Below are 20,104 nucleotides of genomic sequence, written 5' to 3' on the forward strand. Positions count from 1 at the left end.
GCAGGCCAGAACCAGAAACGCCGTCTCCGACGCACTCGCAATCATCCTCCAAACAGTCACCCCGCAGGAGTGTCAAAACCACTTCAGCGAGGCTGGATACGAACGGACTTAAAACAATCCCGCTCTAGGCGGGCGACAACTTCCGGCGGGAAGCCGCCGCTTTTCAGCATCTGTAGCTGCTGCTTGGCTTCTTCCAGCTTGCGGGCGGCGCGCGCCTTGGCCGCGTCGGCGGAGGTGGTCATGCTTTCGCGCAGCGTTTCGAGCGCCTTGGCCGAATTCTGAAGTATCTTCAAGCGCGCCGTGGTCGGGCTATCAGCGGTGCTTAAGCTGTCAGAAACCGCAACAGAGGTGCTGCGCAGAATATTGAGCGCTGAAGTAGATCCGACCTGCATACCATTCCCCGGATTGTACAAACCCGGACAATCTGCAACCTCAGGCTTGCGTGGGCCTGTGCGGTATGCCGTCGGTAGCGAGGAAATGAAGGGTCTCCTGCAGCAGCGGCGTGCCACCGGGCTGCCACCCGAGCGCTCGGATCTTCGCGGTGTCCATCGGTGTCAGCTGGGACTTGTCGGCTGCCGCAGGCAGCCTGTTCGAACAGTCCCGCTCCCAGCGGATCGGCTCGAGAATGTCCCAGGTGTCCAATGCGAGGTCGGAGATATTGAAGGTTTCGCCCGAGATGCGCGAACTCTCGGTTTCCAGCATCAGCCGCACCGCCTGACCGACGTCGCGGCCATGGACCTCGGTTCCGGCACGCGACAGCATAGGCCGGCCGGCGAGATAGTCGTCGATGAGCTTGTCCCATTTGTTGGGGCGAAGATTGCCGTAGACGCCGGTCAGCCTGAGGCTGGCCGCCGCAAAGCCGGGGCCGGCGAGATGCGCGAGACTGCGCTCGGCGTCCAGTTTTACCTGGCCGTACAGCGTTTCGGGCTTTTGGGGCGTGGTTTCCGTCAGGACGGTTCCCGGCGGGTGCTCGCCGTAGACCGCACGGCTGGAAATGAAGATGCAGCGACGGGTGCCGGCACGCTTGGCTGCTTCGAAGAGCCGGACGGTGCCGTCAAGGTTGAGCCGTCTGAATGTTTCCGGATCGTCGCCCTCTCCGCCGCGGTATTTTCCCGGCGCGTGATGGAAGGCCGCATGAACGAAGAAATAGGCGTCGTCGAAGGCGTCGATGTGATCGTGGGCTGGATCGAGCGACAGCGGCGCAAACTCCACCGGCCGCGAAAAGGCGCGCGGCAACGGGGCATGCCGACCGCCGATGATGACGGAATACCCGGCAGCCAGCAGCTCTTCGACGATATATCGTCCGACGAGGCCTGTTCCGCCCGATACCAATACCTTCATGCTGCCTCTTCCGGGTTGGCCATTGCCGATATGTCCGGCAGTTCATCGCCGGCGTAGAACGCATGCCAAAGGTCGATCAGCGGCCGCAATTTGGCGGCTTTCGGATGATTCGCTTCCCACGGCTTTTCGTACTGGTAGTGCAGGACGGAAATGCTCTTCCAGTCCCAAAGTTGGGGGATGGTAAACCATACGTACTGCAGCATGTTGAAGTAGACGGGCAGGCCGTGCCAGTCCGGGAAAAAGGCCTGCAGGAACGACTGATCGGTGCGTTTCCAGAAGATGTCGGGCTGATCGAGCCGTTCCAGCATGTGCCGGAATGTGTCGGCGGACGGCTTTGCGATGAACACCCCGGAGTTCATGCGTTGGAAATCGGCAAGGCTCTCGTAGACGTTCGGGGCGGCGGAGAATTCAGGATAAAGGAAAAGCTTGTCGATATTCCTGAGCACGATCGCGTCGGCGTCGATGAACACACAGGTTTCGTAGTCCGTGAGCTCCCAGAGACGCAGCTTGCAGAAGTTGTCGAGCGGCGAATGAAACTCCGGTTTGCGGCCCTTGGTGAATGGGGCGGCGGCATGCAGCGCCGAGCGCGCGTGGCGTTCGTTGAACTCATCCGACAGCGGCAGGTGCGCGACTTCGACGAGGCGACAGCCGAGCGTCTGGAGAGGAGCAAGTGCGGAGGACCTAACGCCGGCGGTGTGAAGCACGACGATATCGGCCGCGGTTTCGGTGCGCAGAAGGGAACGGGCGAGCGCCGCGGCCCCCATGGCATAGTCGCCATTGGTCACCAGCGTCACATAGGCATAGCGGGTCGGTGCTTGGCTCATGAGACCGATTTCAGCCGCTTGCCCTCGGGATCGCGGTTGAGCGTGGCGGCGATGTCCCTGGTCCAGGCCGAAACCGCGGGAACGCGCGACCGGTCGACGCGATAGGCAAACTTTTTCGCCACATCGACGATTTCGGTCATCAAGCCTGCCTGCAGCGTGATCGGATCAAGACCCAGGTTGCGGAACTTTTCGTTCTTCACGCTCAGCTCGTTCTCTGGTGCTTCCTTTCGCGGATTGGGCAGCCACGCGATTTCGGATCCTGTCATCCGGGCGATCGTTTCGGCCAGATCGCGAACGCGGTGGGTCTCGGTCACCTGATTGAAGATTTCCACGCGGGCCCCTCGGGCTGGCGGGTTGGCCAACGCCAGTTCAATGCAGCGAACCGAGTCCTGAATGTGAATGAAAGCGCGGGTTTGGCCGCCGGTGCCGTGCACGGTGAGGGGGTAGCCGATCGCCGCCTGAATGAGAAAGCGGTTGAGCACCGTGCCGTAGTCGCCGTCGTAGTCGAAGCGGTTGATAAGTTGTGCGTGGCGTCTCGTCTGTTCCGTGTGCGTGCCCCAGACAATGCCTTGGTGCAGGTCGGTGATGCGCAGGGCGTCGTTCTTGGCATAGAAATGGAAGAGCAGCTGATCCAGGCACTTCGTCATGTGGTAGATGGAGCCCGGATTGGCGGGGTAGAGGATCTCCTGCCGGACGGTTTCGCCATCGGACGTCTCGATGCCGACGGGCAGATAGCCTTCGGGTATCGCCGCGCCGACGGTCGAATAGCCGTAGACGCCCATGGTGCCGAGATGGATGACGTGGGCGTCGAGCTGCAGCTCGGTGAGGGCGTTGAGCAGATTGTGGGTGGCGTTGAGGTTGTTGTTGACGGTGTAGTTCTTGTGACGGTCGCTCTTCATCGAGTAGGGTGCGGCGCGCTGCTCGGCGAAATGGATGATCGCATCGGGCCTGCTGTCACCAAGCCATTTCTTCAACAGCTCGTAGTCCCTGGCGAGATCGATCAGATTGAAGTAAATGCGCCGGCCGGTCTCGGCGTGCCAGATGCGGGTGCGCTCTTGTATCGAATCCATGGGGGTGAGGGACTGGACGCCGAGTTCCGTATCGATCCAGCGCCGCGAGAGGTTGTCCAGAATATGGATCTCGTGGCCCGCGTCGGAGAGATGCAATGATGTCGGCCAGCCGATAAAACCATCCCCGCCCATCACCGCAATCTTCATGGCGCCATCTCCTGGTTGTCGCGTCTATCGAAAATTACTTAGGAAGCGTGACAATTGTTCAATGCTTGCACCGCGGAAACTCTTGCGCCAAAGAGGGGCGGCACGTTGGAGAAAATTATGGTGGATCACGGTTTTTCGATTTCAGGTGAACTGACAGAGGCGGGCCACCGGCTGCTGCAGCGGGTCTATTACGAAGACACCGATTTCTCCGGGCTCGTCTACCACGCCCGCTATCTTCACTTCCTCGAGCGTGGACGTACCGACTATCTGCGCTGCCTCGGCGTCGAACAGCGCGAACTCATCACCGCTGACGAGGAGGGGCTGGTTTTCGTCGTCCACCGCATGGAGATCGACTTCAAGTCGCCGGCCCGGATGGACGATATCCTGACCGTGCTGACCCACACCGAAAAGGCCGGCGGCGCCAAGATGGTGCTCACGCAGGAAATTCGCCGCGGCGACACCCTGCTGATCGCCGCAAAGGTCATCATCGCGGTCATCAACGCCAGCGGTCGTCCGCGGCGGCTGCCGGAAACGCTGGCCGAGAAGTTTCTCGAAGGTGGCCAGCCGCTTTAGAAAGTATCAGGCACCGATTGTCGGCAGCATTGACATCAGTTCTTCGAGCGATGCGGTTAAATCCTTCCCTGCTGTGTCGATGACAATGCGTCGTTGCCGCCATGCTTGGTATTCACGCGTTACCACTGCATCCCAGCTGGGTAGCCTAAAATCGGCGATATCCGTCGTGCGCGTTTCGATCCGTCGGCGGTGCTCTACAGGATCAGAACAGACGACTTCGACCTGTACGGCTGCAACCTTCGCGTCGGCCGCGATGTCGAGCCAGGCTTGGCGGGTGGTTTCGATTGGGTTGACGGAATCGGCGATGACTGTTTGTCCAACCAGCAAATTTTCACGCGCCAGATTGTAGGCTATTACATAACCTTCCGCCGTAATCTCGGCCGTTAGTGATCCCCAAGACCTCAGTGCCTGTTCTATGGTGTCGATGCGAAGGTAGGTTGCCTGAAGTCGCCGCGCGAGCAGTTTTGCCAGAGATGATTTTCCCGATCCGGGTAGTCCCGCGAAGACGATGAGCATTTCATTTCCTCTGGAGCGTACTCAAATGACATGGCTGGGGTGACCAGATAAACCGGTTTTGTGTTCGCAGCATAAACAACATGGAAAGCGAGCGCACCATAAACGGCAACCGCGAATGGTTTTCGCGTATCGGTTTTGAAAATTCAGATTTTCTCTCTAGAATACAAACAGATAGGCGCGAAACTCGTAGGGTGAATTTAAACTATATTTAATTGATCTCATTCAGATCTGGCTAACATTTGTTGCCATCAAAGGTCTGATATGTCCGGCTTCCTCTCTAATCTCAAAATCGGCCAGCGCGTGCTTCTGCTCGCGGTCGTCGCTCTTCTCGGTATCGCGGCGATCTCCGCCATATTCATCGTGCAGGGGAACGTGGAAGCGGAATATCGCGCCACGACGGACCGGTTTGCGGCCGCGGAAGCCAAGACCGGCAAGCTGGCGACCACTGTCCTTCAGAACCGCAGGCATGAGAAAGACTTTCTGCTGCGCAAGGACGATGCCTCGGTGAAGAGCTTCGAGCAATCGACTGCCGATGCGCGCGGCATCGTGGCGGATCTCCGCAGCGATGCCGATCCCGCCGTACAGTCGAAGCTGGACGATATCGCCAAGCAATACGATGCCTATGCGGCCAACTTCGGCGTGCTCGTGGAAAAGAATGTCACGCTCGGCCTCGATCCATCGAAGGGTCTCGAAGGCGCAATGCGCGAAGCTGTCCATTCGATCGAGGATCAGCTGGGCGCGCTGAAGAACAACGACCTGATGGTCAGCATGTTGATGCTGCGGCGCCACGAGAAGGATTTCATCATCCGTCGCGATGCCAAGTATGTGGACCAGCATGCCGCTGAAACGAAGACCTTCGCTGCGCTTGCCGCGAACGAACTCAAGGCTTCCGAGCAGCGCGGGCCGATCACGGAGGCGCTCAACGCTTACAGTGCCTCGTTCCAGAAGTACGCCTCGGTCGTGCTCGAAGAAGTCGCGGCACGCAATGCCACGTCCCAAAGCTATGCTGCCGTGGAGCCGATGATCGCTGCGCTCGGTGAGGATTACGCCGCCGCGAAAGCCGCCAACCTTGCCGAGAACGAGCGGGTCGAGGCGCGGAACATGGTCTTTGTGATCACCGCTCTGGCGACGACCGCTGTCATTCTCATCCTGGCTGTCTTCGTGATCGGGCGCTCGATCGCCCGGCCGATCATCTCGGTGACGGATGCCATGCGCACGCTTGCCTCAGGCGACACCGGTATCGCCGTGCCGGGCCTTGGCCGCCGGGACGAAATCGGGTTGATGGCAGCGGCGCTTGAAGTGTTCAAGCAGGCGGCGGTTGCCAATCGCCGGCTGGAGGAGGAGGCCGCCGCCAACCACGCGCAGGCCGAGGCCGATCGTATTCGCATGCAGGAGGAAGCGGAAGCTGCCGCCCAGGTTCGTCTTCGCCAGGCGACAGCCGGTCTTGCGGACGGGCTGCGGCGTCTTGCCGCTGGCGACCTGTCCTTCGAGCTCAGCGAGCCGTTTGCGCCGGATTTCGAACAGTTGCGGCATGACCTCAACCAGGCTGTCAATCAGCTCGGCCAGACGCTGGGTGAGGTTGCCGGCGCAACCCACTCGATCGACGGTGGCAGCAACGAGATCAGCCAGAGTGCCGATGACCTGTCGCGGCGAACCGAGCAGCAGGCGGCGTCGCTCGAGGAAACCGCTGCAGCACTCGACCAGATCACCGCCAACGTGTCGAACTCGTCGAAGCGGGCCGAGGAAGCACGCGGCGTCGCCGTCCAGGCAAACAGCAGCGCTGTTCAGTCCGGCACGGTGGTCAGCAACGCCGTCGATGCGATGCAGCGCATCGAGCAATCGTCTCACCAGATTTCGAACATTATCGGCGTGATCGACGAGATTGCGTTCCAGACGAACCTGCTGGCGCTCAACGCCGGCGTCGAAGCTGCCCGTGCAGGCGAGGCGGGCAAGGGCTTCGCCGTCGTGGCCCAGGAAGTCCGCGAGCTTGCGCAGCGTTCGGCGCTTGCTGCAAAGGAGATCAAGGAGCTTATTCGCAACTCCAGCACCGAGGTGCAGACGGGCGTAAAGCTGGTCCGCGAGACAGGCGAGGCGTTGCAGAGCATCGGCCAGTACGTCGCCTCGATCAACCAGCACATGGACGCGATCGCCACTGCGTCGCGCGAACAGTCGATCGGTCTTGCCGAGGTCAATACCGCCGTCAACCAGATGGACCAGGTTACCCAGCAGAATGCCGCGATGGTGGAAGAGACCAACGCGGCCAGCGCGACCCTTGCCAAGGAGGCAAGCCGGCTGCGGCAGCTCATCTCCGGGTTCAATCTCGGCGCGCAAGGGCAGGGACATGGGCAGGGGCAGGCGAGGGCGCTTCGCGAAGTGGCCGCGGTCATGGCCACGCCACCGGCGCACAGCCGCGCGCCCATGAAGCGGGTCGCCAACGGCCCGGCCTATCAGCACGGTTGGTCGGAGTTCTAGGCACCACGCACAGGGACCATAAAGGAGCCGCCGTCGATTCGTTGACCGGCGGTTCTTGCGTTCTGCCAAAACGTCGCGAGCGGGTTGTGATTTCGCACTTGCAAAAACATGACTTTCATGTGAAGGAATTGCCGCGCGCAAGACGAGCGCTGTTTTTTGGTCATCGAACCTAGCTCTGACCAAGTAATCCAAGGGATAAATCTTCCGCCGATAGATTCGCCGTCATAATCCGACGCTAACGAACTATTAACCATAATAGTGTCTTACTCGGATTGTCAGAGTTTGTGCGGTGCACGCCTTCCTTTGACCAAATTTGACGGCAAGGAAGGCGGATAAGAGCTTGGAAGCTTGACCAGGGCTTTGGGCGGCGGCCGCCAGACACTTCTTGCGAGATCACTTTGTGCCGCCCGGTCAAGTGCCGGGCGTTTGGATTCGGGGATTTTGGATCAATGGAACAAGTAGGATTGGCAGCAGCAGCGACGGACGTCAGCCTCTGGTCGCTGTTCATGCAGGCAGGTCTCGTCGTCAAGCTGGTCATGCTCGGGCTGATTGCAGCCTCCGTCTGGACCTGGGCGATCGTCATCGACAAATATCTGGCTTATGGCCGCGCACGGCGCCAGTTCGACAAGTTCGAGCAGGTGTTCTGGTCGGGCCAGTCGCTGGAAGAACTCTACCGCTCGCTGTCCGAGCGAAACAACACCGGCCTTGCAGCGATCTTCGTCGCCGCGATGCGCGAGTGGAAGAAGTCCTTCGAGCGTGGCGCACGCTCGCCGATCGGCCTGCAGATGCGTATCGACCGCGCGATGGACGTGACGCTCGCTCGTGAATCCGAATATCTGTCCGCCCGGCTTGGTTCGCTGGCGACGATCGGCTCCGCCGGTCCGTTCATCGGTCTCTTCGGTACGGTCGTCGGTATCATGACATCGTTCCAGGCTATCGCCGGTTCGAAGTCGACCAACCTTGCAGTTGTTGCGCCGGGTATCGCCGAAGCGCTGCTCGCAACGGCTATCGGTCTCGTCGCCGCTATCCCGGCCGTTATCGCCTACAACAAGTTCTCCGCCGATGCCGGCAAGCTCTCGGGTCGCATGGAAGGTTTCGCGGATGAATTCTCCGCCATCCTCTCGCGCCAGATCGACGAGAAGCTGCAGCCGCGCGCGGCCGCTCAGTAACGGACGGAAACGGAGAGAACGATATGGGTATGGGTGCTCCAAGCGGTGGCGGTAGCGGCGGTGGCCGTGGTGGTCGTCGTCGCGGCGGTCGCAGAGGCGGCGCTATCTCCGAGATCAACGTGACGCCGCTCGTCGACGTCATGCTCGTGCTGCTGATCATCTTCATGGTGGCCGCGCCGATGATGACCGTCGGCGTGCCGATCGATCTGCCGGAAACGCAGGCCAAGGCGCTGAATTCCGAAACGCAGCCGATCACGATCTCGGTCAAGAACGACGGTACGGCGTTTCTTCAGGAAACCCCGATCCCGGTCGAGGAAATCGCCGCGAAGCTCGAGGCGATCGCCACCACCGGCTACAATGAACGCATCTTCGTTCGCGGCGACGCGACCGCGCCTTATGGCGTGATCGCCGACGTCATGGCGCGCATCCAGGGTGCGGGCTTCAAGAACATCGGCCTCGTGACGCAGCAGAAGAAGGACCAATAGCAAACGCTATGAAGGCCAGTATCGTCACATCTGCTGCTCTGCACTGTGCATTGCTCGCCTGGGCGCTGATTTCGATCGGCTCCCCGGAGCAATTCAAGGTCGAGGATTTCGAGGCGATGCCCGTCGACCTCGTGCCCGTCGAAGAAATGACGCAGATGCAGCAGGGCGACAAGACCGCCAAGCCGAGCGAAAAGCCGGCGCCGAAGCCGACGACCAAGCCGACCAATGTCGAAAACGCCGAGAACATGGGCGAGAACAAGGTCGACCTGAAGACGCCGCCGATCCCGAACGCCAAGCCCAACAACAACGAGAGCGCCGCCGCGCCGAAGGCAGTCGAAAAGCCGCTTCCCCAGAATGATCCTGTGCCGAACGAGGTCAAGGACATCATGAAGGAAGAGACGGACGTCGAGCCGCAGCAGGTGGCGTCGATCACGCCGCCAAAGCCAGAGATCACGCCGCCGACGCCCGAGAAGCCTCCGGAAAAGCCGCAGGAAACGCCAGAGCCGCCGAAGCCGGATGCGGAAGCCTTGCCGGACAAGGTGCCGACGCCCGTCGTCAAGCCGCAGGTGAAGCCGCCGGAACAGAAGCCGGCCGAAAAGCCGCCTGAGAAGAAGACGGACGACAAGGCCAAGAGCGACGAGAAGCCGACGGACAAGAAGCTGGCTGACAAGAAGCAGGAAAAGGCCAAGGCCTCGTCCTCGAAGCAGAGCGACTTCAATGCCGATGATATCGCGGCCCTGCTCAACAAGCAGGACCCGTCGAATGGCGGCGCCAAGAGCTCGACTGAGGTTGCTTCGCTCGGCGCCAAGAAGGCCACCGGTGGCTCCAAGCTGTCCATGAGCGAGATGGACGCGCTGCGCAGCGCGATCGCCGGCAACTGGTCGGTCATCCCTGGAATGGAAGGTGCGAGCGACGTTCGCATCAAGGTTCACATGAAGCTTGACCCGGATGGCAACATCATCGGTACGCCCGATGTCGAGGCCATCGGCGGCACCAACGAGGCAACGCGGATGGCGTTGGCGAGCGGTGCAAAGCGCGCCGTCATGAAGTCGTCGCCGTTCACGAACCTTCCGAAAGACAAATACGACGCCTGGGGCGAGGTCATCGTCAATTTCGACCCCAGCGATCTAGCCCTTTAAAATGCTGAAAGGCTTGTGCTCTATGACCAAGTGTTCTCTTTTCCGCGCCTTGATGGTCGCCGTCGGCATGATAACCACAGCGGTTATCGCCACGCCCGCGAACGCGCTTGTCGAAATCAACATCAACAAGGGCAACGTCGAGCCGCTGCCGATCGCGATCACCGACTTCCTGCAGGGCGACATGGGCGCGCAGGTGTCGCAGGTGGTGGCGGCCGACCTTCAGCGCTCCGGCCTTTTCGCACCGATCAACAAGAACGCCTTCATCGAGAAGATCTCCAATCCGGACGCCGCGCCGCGCTTCGAGGACTGGAAGGTCATCAACGCGCAGGCGCTCGTCACCGGTCGCGTGACGCAGGAAAGCGATGGCCGCCTTCGCGCCGAGTTCCGCCTCTGGGATACCTTCGCCGGCACGCAGATGACCGGTCAGCAGTTCTACACGCAGCCTGAAAACTGGCGCCGCGTGGCGCATATCATCGCCGACGCGATCTACAAGCAGATCACCGGCGAAGAAGGCTATTTCGATACGCGTGTCGTCTTCGTGTCCGAATCCGGCACGAAGCAGGACCGCAAGCGCCAGCTCGCCATCATGGACCAGGACGGCTTCAACGTCCGCATGCTGACCAACGGCAGCGACCTCGTTCTGACGCCGCGCTTCTCGCCCAACCGGCAGGAAGTCACCTACATGTCCTTCGCCAACCAGCAGCCGCGCGTCTACCTGCTGCAGCTGGAAACCGGACAGCGCGAAGTGGTCGGTAACTTCCCGGGCATGACCTTCTCCCCGCGCTTCTCGCCGGATGGCCAGAAGGTCGTCATGAGCCTTCAGCAGGAAGGCAACGCCAATATCTACACGATGGACCTGCGTTCGCGCACCACGACGCGCCTGACCTCGACGGCAGCGATCGATACCTCGCCGTCCTATTCGCCTGACGGCGGCCGGATCGTCTTCGAAAGCGACCGCGGCGGCCACCAGCAGATCTACGTCATGAATGCCGATGGTTCCGGCCAGACGCGTATCTCCTTCGGCGACGGCAACTACTCCACGCCGGTCTGGTCCCCGCGCGGCGATCTGATCGCCTTCACCAAGCAGTCGGGCGGCAAGTTCTCGATCGGCGTGATGAAGCCGGATGGTTCGGGCGAGCGCATCCTGACGACCGGCTTCCACAACGAAGGCCCGACCTGGGCACCGAATGGCCGCGTGATCATGTTCTTCCGCCAGGCGGCGGGTGCGGGCGGTCCGCAGCTCTATTCGATCGATCTGACCGGTTACAACGAGCAGATGATCAAGACCCCGGCATACGCTTCCGACCCGGCCTGGTCGCCGCTTCTGGAGTAGGAAAGACTGTGGATGTGCCTTCTTGTCGCCGCAAAAATCCTCGATTTGGGCGACAGAGGGACAAATCAACCATTCGTTAACCATAATTCTTGAAAGCCGATTAACCTAGTAAGGTTACAGTCCGGCAACCCTAATCAAGTCGCAAGGAGACCGGCCATGAGCCGAATTCACACCCCGGCAATGAGCCGCATGCAGAATTTCGCCCGTAACCCCGTCATGATCGCGCTCGTTGCCGGTCTTGCTCTGGCTGGTTGCGCGAACAAGAAGAACATGGCCAACAGCGCCGGTGACCTCGGCCTCGGCGCCGGCGCCGCAACGCCGGGTTCGGCTCAGGACTTCACCGTCAACGTCGGCGACCGCATCTTCTTCGACACCGACTCCACCTCGATCCGTGCAGACGCTGCCCAGACGCTCGACCGTCAGGCCCAGTGGCTCGGCCGTTATCCGAAGTATGCGATCACCGTCGAAGGCCACGCCGACGAACGCGGCACGCGCGAATACAACCTTGCTCTCGGCGCTCGCCGTGCGGCTGCTGCCAAGGACTACCTCGCTTCGCGCGGCGTTCCGGCTCAGCGCATGAAGACGATCTCCTACGGCAAGGAACGCCCGGTCGCTGTCTGCGACGACATCTCCTGCTGGTCGCAGAACCGCCGTGCCGTTACCGTTCTCGGCGGCGCTGGCATGTAATTGCCGATCCGGCAGCAAAATGCCGGGTTCTATTACAAATTGGAAAGGCGGCTCCATCGCGGGCCGCCTTTTCTTTTTGAACACACTTTGGCCGAACTCCGTTGCTTTTTGAAAGCAATTGGAAAAATCTCCTGTTCGTGCCATCGAGGCGCGAAGAATCACTGGGACAGGACGAACCATATGAAGAAACTTGTCGTGGCGGGCATGCTTTGCCTCGCAGCGGTGGCCGGGGCAGGCCAGTCGGCGAATGCGACGTCGCTATTCGGCTGGCACGTGGGCGGCAAGCCCGCGGACCGTCAGCAGGATGCGCCGGTTGTCAAAGTGCAGGCCGCAGGCGGCGCTGAAGTTCGCATTCAGCAGCTCGAAGAGCAGCTTCGCCAGCTGAACGGCCGCATCGAGGAGATGAGCTTCCAGCTGCTGCAGATGCAGGAAACGATCCGCAAGGCGCAGGAAGACAACGAATTCCGCTTCCAGGAACTGGAAAAGGGTGGCGGCAGCGCTGCCGGCAGCGGCGGCAAGACGATGAAGAAGAGCGAAGCTGTCGTGCCTCCGGCCCAAGGCGGGCAGGGGGGTGACGATGTCGCCCGTGTAATCACCGCACCGCAGGGGGCCGACACGGCTCCCTCGACGGACGTTCCGGCGAATGACGGTCTTGGCCAACCGCCGAAGCAGCTCGGGTCGATGCAGTTCGACCAGAATGGCAATCCGATCGGTGGCTCCGTCAATCCTGGCGCTGATGTCGGTTCCGGCCCTCTTCCCGATGTCGATTCCGGCAAGTCGTCGCAGACGGCATCGCTCGGCAGCGAGAACGACCAGTACAAGGCCGCTTACGGCCATGTGCTGTCCGGCGACTATTCGACCGCGGAGCAGGAATTCAATCAATACATCGCTCAGTATCCGGCAAGCGCTCGCGCAGCCGACGCCAATTTCTGGCTTGGTGAAGCACTCTATTCCCAAGGTAAGTACAACGAGGCGGCAAAGACCTTCCTGAACGCGCACCAGAAGTTCGGCAGCTCGGAAAAGGCTCCGGAGATGCTCCTGAAGCTCGGCATGTCGCTGGCCGCTCTCGACAATACCGAAACTGCCTGCGCTACGCTCAAGGAAGTCTCGAAGCGCTATCCGAAGGCCTCGCGCGCTGTCATAACCAAGGTCGCCAGCGAACAGAAGCGTCTCGCCTGCTAAGGCCTTCCGGTTTTGCGCCCGGATGGCACACTTTCTCCTGAAACGGCCACACGCCGCTTTCTGGACGCGCTGACAAAGCCCTCGCGCATACTCGTCGCGATTTCGGGCGGCAGCGATTCAACCGGCCTGCTCGTCGCCCTTGCCGACGCGCTGAAAGCCACTCCCAATTCCCCAGTATTCCTCTGTGCCGCAACGGTTGATCACGCGTTGCGTGCTGACTCAGCAGACGAAGCGCGAGAGGTCGCCGCTCTCTGCCGTTCCCTCGGCATTCCTCACGTTACGAAAACCTGGCTTGGGCCAAAGCCGAAGACCGGCATCATGGCGGCGGCGCGCGATGCCCGCTACCAGCTGCTCGCGAAAGCCGCCGATGAATTCGCGGCTGACCTCGCCGTTACCGGTCACACCTTCGACGATCAGCGCGAAACGCTTGTCATGCGCGGTGCCCGCTCGGAGGCGGAAAGCACGGGAATTGCCGATCTTGTCCTGTTTGGCCGGCGCCTCTGGATTGCCCGGCCGTTTCTCTCGTGTCTGCGCGAGGACATCCGCGCCGTGTTGCGGGCACGGCAACTGCCCTGGCTCGATGACCCAAGCAATGACGATCCGAAATACGAGCGCGTCCGCATGCGTCTCGCCTTGAAGGACCACGCGGCTGCGGCACCGTCAATGGATGCGGGCGGCAGGCGAGCGAGCCTTGCCGAAGATGCTGCCCGATGGCTCGCCGCGCATTTCATTGTTCACGCTTCAGTGTTGGGTCAGGTGTCGCTGGCCGGTCTTGCCGCCGATCGGTCGGTTCTCGAATATGCGCTGTCTCGGCTCGCCGCCGTTTTCGGTGGTCAGCCCTATGCGCTGGGGCGCGAACAGACAGGCGCCCTTCTTGCCCTTATCGAAAAAGGCGAGCCCGCGCGCATGACGGCGGGTAGGGTGGTGTTCGACCTGCGTCGCAACGGGCTTTTCCTCTGCCGTGAGAGCCGTGGCATCCTGCCGCTGGTTCTTCCCGAAGGCGGATGCGGAACATGGGATAGCCGGTTCGAAATCAGGAACCACGATAGAGGGACTGTCCGGATCGAAGCCGCGGGCTCGGCCGTCATGCCGACTGCCAACGATCTGCAGGCGCTTCCGAAATCGGCTCTGCGCCGGGCATATGCGGCGCTGCCACGCTTTGTCGACGCCGACGGCGAAGCTCTGTCTGGAGGCCGCGCCGGGAAAGTTTTGGCGACGCCTTATTTCGCTCCGTTCGACCGTTTTTTGACACGATTTGACGTCATCTTTGCGGATAGCCTTGCGGCTGCTTTTGGAACACGCCCCTATCCAAAAGCGCCTTTAGGTCTTATTGACGGAAAAACCATCTAACGGACCGGTTTGCCTTGGCATTCGCCTGACGCACTCCTATGTTAGAAGCCAAATATGACGGTCGCCATGAGGCGCTCGTTCCAGTGCTGGGGAGTTCGATGAACCCTAATTTACGTAATTTCGCCTTGTGGGCAATCATAGCGCTCCTGCTGATTGCCCTGTTCAGTATGTTCCAGACGTCGCCGGCGCAGACCAGCTCCCGCGATATCCCTTACTCGCAGTTCCTGCGTGAAGTGGATGCGGGCCGCGTCAAGGAAGTCGTCGTCACGGGTAACCGCGTCTCCGGCAGCTATATTGAAAACGGCACCACCTTCCAGACCTATACGCCTGTTGTCGACGACAACCTGCTTGATCGTCTGCAGAGTAAGAACGTTCTCGTTTCGGCGCGGCCTGAAACCGATGGTTCGTCTGGCTTCCTGAGCTATCTCGGCACGCTGCTGCCGATGCTGCTGATCCTCGGCGTCTGGCTGTTTTTCATGCGGCAGATGCAGGGTGGTTCGCGCGGCGCGATGGGCTTCGGCAAGTCCAAGGCGAAGCTGCTCACCGAAGCGCATGGCCGCGTCACCTTCGACGACGTTGCTGGCGTTGACGAAGCCAAGCAGGACCTTGAAGAAATCGTCGAATTCCTGCGTGATCCTCAGAAGTTCCAGCGTCTCGGCGGCAAGATTCCGCGCGGCGTTCTGCTGGTCGGCCCTCCCGGCACCGGTAAGACGCTGCTCGCGCGCTCGGTCGCAGGCGAAGCCAACGTTCCGTTCTTCACGATATCGGGTTCGGACTTCGTCGAAATGTTCGTCGGCGTTGGCGCAAGCCGCGTCCGCGACATGTTCGAGCAGGCCAAGAAGAATGCGCCTTGCATCATCTTCATCGACGAAATCGACGCCGTCGGTCGCCATCGTGGCGCGGGTCTTGGTGGCGGTAACGACGAACGCGAGCAGACGCTCAACCAGTTGCTGGTCGAGATGGACGGCTTCGAGGCGAACGAAGGCATCATCCTGATCGCCGCGACCAACCGCCCCGACGTTCTTGATCCGGCGCTGCTGCGTCCGGGCCGTTTCGACCGCCAGGTCGTCGTTCCGAACCCCGATATCGTCGGCCGCGAGCGCATCCTGAAGGTTCATGCCCGCAATGTGCCGCTGGCGCCGAATGTCGATCTCAAGGTTCTGGCTCGCGGTACGCCCGGTTTCTCCGGTGCAGACCTGATGAACCTCGTCAACGAAGCTGCCCTGATGGCCGCACGCCGCAACAAGCGTGTCGTCACCATGCAGGAATTCGAAGACGCCAAGGACAAGATCATGATGGGTGCCGAGCGTCGCTCGTCCGCCATGACCGAAGCCGAAAAGAAGCTGACCGCCTATCACGAAGCCGGTCACGCTATCACCGCGTTGAAGGTGCCTGTTGCGGATCCTCTGCACAAGGCAACCATCATCCCGCGCGGCCGTGCGCTCGGCATGGTCATGCAGCTGCCGGAAGGCGACCGCTACTCCATGAGCTACAAGTGGATGGTGTCGCGCCTGGTCATCATGATGGGTGGTCGCGTTGCCGAAGAACTGACGTTCGGGAAAGAGAACATCACCTCGGGTGCGTCGTCCGATATCGAGCAGGCGACCAAGCTTGCCCGTGCGATGGTCACGCAGTGGGGCTTCTCGGATGCGCTTGGCCAGGTCGCCTATGGTGAAAACCAGCAGGAAGTGTTCCTTGGCCATTCGGTTTCGCAGTCGAAGAACGTGTCCGAAGCGACCGCTCAGACGATCGACACGGAAGTTCGCCGCCTGATCGATGACGCCTACCAGGAAGCGCGCCGTATTCTCACCGACCACCACGACGAGTTCGTGGCGATCGCCGAGGGGCTGCTCGAATACGAAACTCTGACCGGCGAGGAGATCAAGGCATTGATTCGCGGAGAGAAGCCGTCGCGCGATCTTGGCGACGATTCCACCCCGACACGCGGCTCCGCCGTGCCGAAGACCGGCACGCGTCCCGCAGCCAAGGGCGACGAGACCGAAGGCGGTCTGGAGCCTCAACCGCATTGATTTCCTTTGGAAATGATCGAGCGGCCGGGTACCCGTGATGGTGCCCGGCCGTTTTCGTTGGTAACGGGATATAATGAGTTTTCTCGCTAATTTACGTGATGGCGGCCGCAATTTATGTCATGCCGCTGACATGAGGAGGCCTCAATCAGGGCTTTTCTAGCGAAATTCGGCGTCCAAAGGCGCGAGATTGCTAAATGGTAGTGCGCAGCCCAAAGGGCGCGCCTAAGGCACAGGGGTGCATATGAAAAGACGATATTTCGGTACGGACGGCATCCGCGGTCAATCCAACGTGTTCCCGATGACGCCGGATCTGGCGATGCGGGTCGGCATTGCGGTTGGAACAATCTTTCGCCGCGGCAACCACCGTCACCGGGTCGTCATCGGCAAGGATACGCGCCTCTCGGGCTACATGCTGGAAAACGCCATGGTGGCAGGCTTTACCGCCGCCGGGCTTGATGCCTTCGTCCTCGGCCCTATTCCGACGCCCGCCGTCGCCATGCTGACGCGGTCGTTGCGCTGCGATATCGGCGTCATGATCTCGGCGTCGCATAACCCTTACGAGGACAATGGCATCAAGCTGTTCGGACCTGATGGTTACAAGCTGTCCGACGACCTGGAAGCGCAGATCGAAGACCTGCTCGACAAGGACCTGTCATCGCAACTGGCGAAGTCGGACGATATCGGCCGGGCCAAGCGTATCGATGGTGTTCACGACCGCTATATCGAACATGCCAAGCGCACGCTTCCCCGCGATGTCACGCTGCAGGGCCTGAGGATCGCGATCGATTGCGCCAACGGCGCCGCCTACAAGGTGGCCCCCGCCGTGCTCTGGGAACTCGGCGCCGAGGTCGTCACCATCGGCAACGAGCCGAACGGCACCAACATCAATCTCAACTGCGGCTCGACCAGCCCCGTCGCCCTTCAGAAGAAGGTGGACGAGGTGCGGGCCGATATCGGCATTGCGCTCGATGGCGACGCCGACCGGGTGATCATCGTCGACGAGAACGGCGCCGTTGTCGATGGCGACCAGCTGATGGCCGTGATCGCCGAAAGCTATGCCGAAAGCCAGCAGCTGCGGGGCGGCGGCCTCGTTGCAACCGTCATGTCCAATCTGGGCCTCGAACGGTTCCTGCAAGACAAGGGTCTCGACCTCGTGCGCACGGCTGTCGGCGACCGCTACGTGGTCGAGCACATGCGCCAACACAACTACAATGTCGGTGGCGAACAGTCCGGCCATATCGTGCTTTCCGACTATGGCACGACCGGCGATGGCCTTGTTGCCGCGCTGCAGATCCTTGCGGCCGTCAAGCGCACCGGAAAGACCGTCAGCGAAGTCTGCCGTCGTTTCGAGCCGGTGCCGCAGCTGTTGCGCAACGTCCGCATCTCCGGTGGCAAGCCGCTGGAGGACATCCAGGTTCAGAAGGCGATTGCCGATGCCGAGGCAGAGCTGGCAAGGAGCGGCCGTCTCGTGATCCGGCCGTCTGGAACCGAGCCCCTGATCCGTGTCATGGCCGAAGGCGACGATCGAAGCCAGATCGAGCGGATCGTCAACGATCTGATCGGCACCATCTCCAGCGTCCGCACAGCGGCGTAACAAGCAGTCTTTGGAGAGCCGGCGTTAACAGCGCCGGCACCTCGCCGCGGACGGGCTTGCGATCAGCGCAGAGCGATCCTAGGCGATCATGTCGGGAAAGGCGCCTTTCAGAACATCGAGCGCTTCGGTGGAGTCGACATACTTCACCTCGCGGCGGCTACTTCTGCCGAGCCCACATAGGATCTGAAAAGTCAAAATCATCGATATCTGCAGTCGTCGTGACTTGTAGCCAAGCCACTCGGCGAACGGCGGCCGCGTTTCTATCGGTCTGGTTCTGGCGATCATGCTGCGCCTGATCGAGTGGGAGATGGGGTTGGTCTTGCTGAGAATGCTTGTCTGTATGGCGCATGCCGGTTCAACCTGGACCTTACGGAGGTCCAGCGTCAGGTTGACTGCGGCATCAGCCAACGGAAGCATGGTCTTGAAGCTGGAGAGCAGTTTCCGGGCGCCCTCCGGCCAGAGCAGGTAGGCGGCCGCGCCCGCGCTGTCGCGGAAAATTCGTGCGATGGTATAATCGCCGACGCCGAGCGGCGCCCGACGCCCGAGCGTCTTTTTCGCGCCGAAAGTTTCAAGATTGACGCAATCGACGTTTTTCAAGGCGGCGGCGGCCTGCAGAATCGCCGGAGTGTCTGTGGCGAGGATGGCGTCGTCTTCAATGATGAGCATGGGGTCGCTCGAGCGTGAAACGATCTCCCAGGCTCGCCTATGGCTGAGGGCGCAGGCCACCTCCGTATCGCGCAGGCGTCGAGCCCAACGCCGCTGCAGATGTGCCATCTCCGGTGCCGGCACATCGGCGGTCGTCGTGGCATCCACGAACTCGAATGTAAGGCCAAGGCGCTGAAGTTGGAAAAGCTGCAACGCGCGGCGGTCCGCTGACGAGGCCATGCTGATGACCAAAGTACCTAGTGTCTGATGCACGAGAAACTGCTCCGCGCCGATCTGCAGCAAGCCAAACGCCGCTATTGCCATGTTGACAATAGGGGCACTCCGCTCCGGTCCCAATGTTTCCCCGGATTTAGGTGTCCTGCGCGCACTGTGCAAGCGGATCGGCAGAGCAGGCCGGGCCGGTTGGCCGGTTTCGTGGCCGGCCATGGTTTATGACCTGATAAAAATCACGGTAAACAATCGTAGTTAAGCCCGTTTTAACGTTCCCACTTCATTATCCATTCCGAAACGAGTCCGACTGGCAGCGATTGGTCCTGCCATGCCCCGAACTTTGGAGTGGGATCCATGAAAAGAAGCCTGTCCGGCATTTTTGCCGCCTTGCTGATCACATCGAATGCCTTTGCCGCAGACCTCGCGCCGGAACCGGTGCCGGAGATGCCCCCGGAAGTCGTCGTTACCGAAGCGACCGGCTGGTATCTTCGCGGCGACGTCGGTTACGGTTGGCCCGATCTGCGTGGCGCTAGCTACTTCCAGGGAAGCAATGCCAGCGAAGTCGACTTTCAGACCGCTGATCTGCGTGATGCCTTTACCGGTGGCGTCGGTGTCGGTTACCAGGTCAACAACTACTTCCGCACCGATTTGACGCTCGACTACTTCGGATCCGCTGATTTCCACGGTTCGACGGTCGGAAGCTGCGGTGTCGCGGTCGCTTGTACCTCCAGCGATATTTCTTCGCTGACGGCCTGGAGCCTGATGGCAAACGCCTATGTCGATCTTGGAACCTATGGCTACGTCACCCCGTATGTGGGCGCCGGTATCGGCGGAACCTACGTCAACTGGAAGGGCCTGAGGAATACGTCGTGCGAAACCGGCAACTCTTCGAACTGCGATGACACCTTCACGCATGATGGCAAGAGCAGCTGGCGCTTCAGCTACGCCTTGATGGCCGGCGCCACGATCGACGTTACCTGCAACGTCAAGGCAGATGTCGGCTACCGCTTCCTCCACGTCGATGACGGCGAGATGTTCGGCTACAACGCGGGTGGTGGCCCCGGCCGTGACAAGGGCTTCAACGTTCATGAAGCGCGCATCGGTGCCCGTTATCTCTTCGGCGGCTGCGCTGCTCCCTATGAGCCGCCTCCGGCGCCTATCGTCTACAAGTAAGTTGATTGCAGATGCTTACAAAGCCGCCCCCAACCGGGCGGCTTTTTCGTTTGTGGCAATGTGTCAGTGGAGGCAGCTTGGTCGCGCCTGCGTCAAAAAGTCCTCCGGCTGCGACACTTGCCCGTTGACTATCCAAGGCTCGA

18 protein-coding genes and 1 pseudogene are annotated in these 20,104 nt (G+C 60.9%); 13 read left to right on the forward strand and 6 right to left on the reverse strand.

Annotated features, from left to right (window positions below; genetic code table 11):
* Positions 1 to 112 (forward strand): annotated as a pseudogene (locus A6U87_RS30170) (IS630 family transposase); the annotation flags it as partial.
* On the opposite strand, the gene A6U87_RS17240 reads toward A6U87_RS30170, so the two are convergent.
* Genes A6U87_RS17240 through A6U87_RS17255 form a run of 4 tightly spaced genes read right to left on the reverse strand, consistent with a single transcriptional unit; the run spans position 84 to position 3,382 of the window.
* Positions 84 to 413: a hypothetical protein gene (locus tag A6U87_RS17240; RefSeq protein ID WP_244499524.1), complete on the reverse strand. Its 330-nt coding sequence runs from the start codon at positions 411 to 413 to the stop codon at positions 84 to 86. The pseudogene A6U87_RS30170 and the gene A6U87_RS17240 sit on opposite strands and share 29 nt — an antisense overlap.
* 19 nt (positions 414 to 432) lie before the next feature.
* Positions 433 to 1,341, reverse strand: a complete 909-nt coding sequence (locus tag A6U87_RS17245; protein ID WP_065692528.1) for an NAD(P)-dependent oxidoreductase — start codon at positions 1,339 to 1,341, stop codon at positions 433 to 435.
* Positions 1,338 to 2,165, reverse strand: a complete 828-nt coding sequence (locus A6U87_RS17250; RefSeq protein ID WP_065692529.1) for a glycosyltransferase — start codon at positions 2,163 to 2,165, stop codon at positions 1,338 to 1,340. The genes A6U87_RS17245 and A6U87_RS17250 overlap by 4 nt, the downstream gene beginning before the upstream one ends.
* The gene (locus A6U87_RS17255; protein ID WP_065692530.1) at positions 2,162 to 3,382 is read right to left on the reverse strand and encodes an NAD-dependent epimerase/dehydratase family protein; all 1,221 of its coding nucleotides are present in this window, start codon (positions 3,380 to 3,382) and stop codon (positions 2,162 to 2,164) included. The genes A6U87_RS17250 and A6U87_RS17255 overlap by 4 nt, the downstream gene beginning before the upstream one ends.
* Positions 3,383 to 3,499: 117 nt before the next feature.
* Here A6U87_RS17255 and ybgC point away from each other — a divergent pair, with 117 nt between their 5' ends.
* Positions 3,500 to 3,955 (forward strand): tol-pal system-associated acyl-CoA thioesterase, encoded by a 456-nt coding sequence (gene ybgC, locus A6U87_RS17260; protein WP_065692531.1) that lies wholly within the window; start codon positions 3,500 to 3,502, stop codon positions 3,953 to 3,955.
* Positions 3,956 to 3,961: 6 nt separating this feature from the next.
* On the opposite strand, the gene A6U87_RS17265 is transcribed toward ybgC, so the two are convergent.
* Positions 3,962 to 4,471: an AAA family ATPase gene (locus A6U87_RS17265; RefSeq protein ID WP_065692532.1), complete on the reverse strand. Its 510-nt coding sequence runs from the start codon at positions 4,469 to 4,471 to the stop codon at positions 3,962 to 3,964.
* A gap of 261 nt (positions 4,472 to 4,732) precedes the next feature.
* Here A6U87_RS17265 and A6U87_RS29350 point away from each other — a divergent pair, with 261 nt between their 5' ends.
* The 10 genes from A6U87_RS29350 to glmM all read left to right on the forward strand — a co-directional run bounded on the left by A6U87_RS29350 (position 4,733) and on the right by glmM (position 17,912).
* Positions 4,733 to 6,943, forward strand: coding sequence for a methyl-accepting chemotaxis protein (locus A6U87_RS29350; protein ID WP_083199510.1), 2,211 nt, complete (start codon positions 4,733 to 4,735; stop codon positions 6,941 to 6,943).
* 449 nt (positions 6,944 to 7,392) lie between these two features.
* Complete coding sequence (tolQ, locus tag A6U87_RS17275; protein WP_065692533.1) at positions 7,393 to 8,112, forward strand: protein TolQ; 720 nt, start codon at positions 7,393 to 7,395, stop codon at positions 8,110 to 8,112.
* Positions 8,113 to 8,141: 29 nt separating this feature from the next.
* Positions 8,142 to 8,597 (forward strand): protein TolR, encoded by a 456-nt coding sequence (gene tolR / locus A6U87_RS17280; protein ID WP_198928722.1) that lies wholly within the window; start codon positions 8,142 to 8,144, stop codon positions 8,595 to 8,597.
* Positions 8,598 to 8,605: 8 nt separating this feature from the next.
* Positions 8,606 to 9,736, forward strand: a complete 1,131-nt coding sequence (locus A6U87_RS17285; protein ID WP_065692535.1) for a hypothetical protein — start codon at positions 8,606 to 8,608, stop codon at positions 9,734 to 9,736.
* Positions 9,737 to 9,758: 22 nt separating this feature from the next.
* Complete coding sequence (gene tolB, locus A6U87_RS17290; protein WP_065692536.1) at positions 9,759 to 11,069, forward strand: Tol-Pal system beta propeller repeat protein TolB; 1,311 nt, start codon at positions 9,759 to 9,761, stop codon at positions 11,067 to 11,069.
* A 156-nt stretch (positions 11,070 to 11,225) separates the two neighbouring features.
* Positions 11,226 to 11,756, forward strand: coding sequence for a peptidoglycan-associated lipoprotein Pal (gene pal, locus A6U87_RS17295; RefSeq protein ID WP_065692537.1), 531 nt, complete (start codon positions 11,226 to 11,228; stop codon positions 11,754 to 11,756).
* Positions 11,757 to 11,936: 180 nt separating this feature from the next.
* Complete coding sequence (ybgF, locus tag A6U87_RS17300; RefSeq protein WP_065692538.1) at positions 11,937 to 12,938, forward strand: tol-pal system protein YbgF; 1,002 nt, start codon at positions 11,937 to 11,939, stop codon at positions 12,936 to 12,938.
* 12 nt (positions 12,939 to 12,950) lie between these two features.
* Positions 12,951 to 14,288: a tRNA lysidine(34) synthetase TilS gene (tilS, locus tag A6U87_RS17305; protein WP_065692539.1), complete on the forward strand. Its 1,338-nt coding sequence runs from the start codon at positions 12,951 to 12,953 to the stop codon at positions 14,286 to 14,288.
* 98 nt (positions 14,289 to 14,386) lie between these two features.
* The gene (gene ftsH / locus A6U87_RS17310; protein ID WP_065692540.1) at positions 14,387 to 16,318 is read left to right on the forward strand and encodes an ATP-dependent zinc metalloprotease FtsH; all 1,932 of its coding nucleotides are present in this window, start codon (positions 14,387 to 14,389) and stop codon (positions 16,316 to 16,318) included.
* A 241-nt stretch (positions 16,319 to 16,559) separates the two neighbouring features.
* Positions 16,560 to 17,912, forward strand: coding sequence for a phosphoglucosamine mutase (glmM, locus tag A6U87_RS17315; RefSeq protein WP_065692541.1), 1,353 nt, complete (start codon positions 16,560 to 16,562; stop codon positions 17,910 to 17,912).
* A 78-nt stretch (positions 17,913 to 17,990) separates the two neighbouring features.
* Here glmM and A6U87_RS17320 read toward each other — a convergent pair whose 3' ends face one another.
* Complete coding sequence (locus A6U87_RS17320) at positions 17,991 to 19,004, reverse strand: glycosyltransferase family 25 protein (RefSeq protein ID WP_083199513.1); 1,014 nt, start codon at positions 19,002 to 19,004, stop codon at positions 17,991 to 17,993.
* 138 nt (positions 19,005 to 19,142) lie between these two features.
* On the opposite strand from A6U87_RS17320, the gene A6U87_RS17325 reads away from it, so the two are divergent.
* Entirely contained in the window at positions 19,143 to 19,961 is an 819-nt protein-coding gene (locus A6U87_RS17325) for an outer membrane protein (protein ID WP_065692543.1), read from the forward strand.
* Positions 19,962 to 20,104 lie beyond the last annotated feature (143 nt).

The organism is Rhizobium sp. AC44/96 (assembly GCF_001692185.1).
Taxonomy (GTDB): Bacteria; Pseudomonadota; Alphaproteobacteria; order Rhizobiales; family Rhizobiaceae; genus Rhizobium.

What these genes read in the sequence shown, in the direction of transcription:
- A6U87_RS17245 (WP_065692528.1), bottom strand. Translation starts at nt 1,341, where the DNA reads ATGAAGGTATTGGTATCGGGCGGAACAGGCCTCGTCGGACGATATATC.
- A6U87_RS17250 (WP_065692529.1), bottom strand. Translation starts at nt 2,165, where the DNA reads ATGAGCCAAGCACCGACCCGCTATGCCTATGTGACGCTGGTGACCAAT.
- A6U87_RS17255 (WP_065692530.1), bottom strand. Translation starts at nt 3,382, where the DNA reads ATGAAGATTGCGGTGATGGGCGGGGATGGTTTTATCGGCTGGCCGACA.
- ybgC (WP_065692531.1), top strand. Translation starts at nt 3,500, where the DNA reads ATGGTGGATCACGGTTTTTCGATTTCAGGTGAACTGACAGAGGCGGGC.
- A6U87_RS17265 (WP_065692532.1), bottom strand. Translation starts at nt 4,471, where the DNA reads ATGCTCATCGTCTTCGCGGGACTACCCGGATCGGGAAAATCATCTCTG.
- A6U87_RS29350 (WP_083199510.1), top strand. Translation starts at nt 4,733, where the DNA reads ATGTCCGGCTTCCTCTCTAATCTCAAAATCGGCCAGCGCGTGCTTCTG.
- tolQ (WP_065692533.1), top strand. Translation starts at nt 7,393, where the DNA reads ATGGAACAAGTAGGATTGGCAGCAGCAGCGACGGACGTCAGCCTCTGG.
- tolR (WP_198928722.1), top strand. Translation starts at nt 8,142, where the DNA reads ATGGGTGCTCCAAGCGGTGGCGGTAGCGGCGGTGGCCGTGGTGGTCGT.
- A6U87_RS17285 (WP_065692535.1), top strand. Translation starts at nt 8,606, where the DNA reads ATGAAGGCCAGTATCGTCACATCTGCTGCTCTGCACTGTGCATTGCTC.
- tolB (WP_065692536.1), top strand. Translation starts at nt 9,759, where the DNA reads ATGACCAAGTGTTCTCTTTTCCGCGCCTTGATGGTCGCCGTCGGCATG.
- pal (WP_065692537.1), top strand. Translation starts at nt 11,226, where the DNA reads ATGAGCCGAATTCACACCCCGGCAATGAGCCGCATGCAGAATTTCGCC.
- ybgF (WP_065692538.1), top strand. Translation starts at nt 11,937, where the DNA reads ATGAAGAAACTTGTCGTGGCGGGCATGCTTTGCCTCGCAGCGGTGGCC.
- ftsH (WP_065692540.1), top strand. Translation starts at nt 14,387, where the DNA reads ATGAACCCTAATTTACGTAATTTCGCCTTGTGGGCAATCATAGCGCTC.
- glmM (WP_065692541.1), top strand. Translation starts at nt 16,560, where the DNA reads ATGAAAAGACGATATTTCGGTACGGACGGCATCCGCGGTCAATCCAAC.
- A6U87_RS17320 (WP_083199513.1), bottom strand. Translation starts at nt 19,004, where the DNA reads ATGGCCGGCCACGAAACCGGCCAACCGGCCCGGCCTGCTCTGCCGATC.
- A6U87_RS17325 (WP_065692543.1), top strand. Translation starts at nt 19,143, where the DNA reads ATGAAAAGAAGCCTGTCCGGCATTTTTGCCGCCTTGCTGATCACATCG.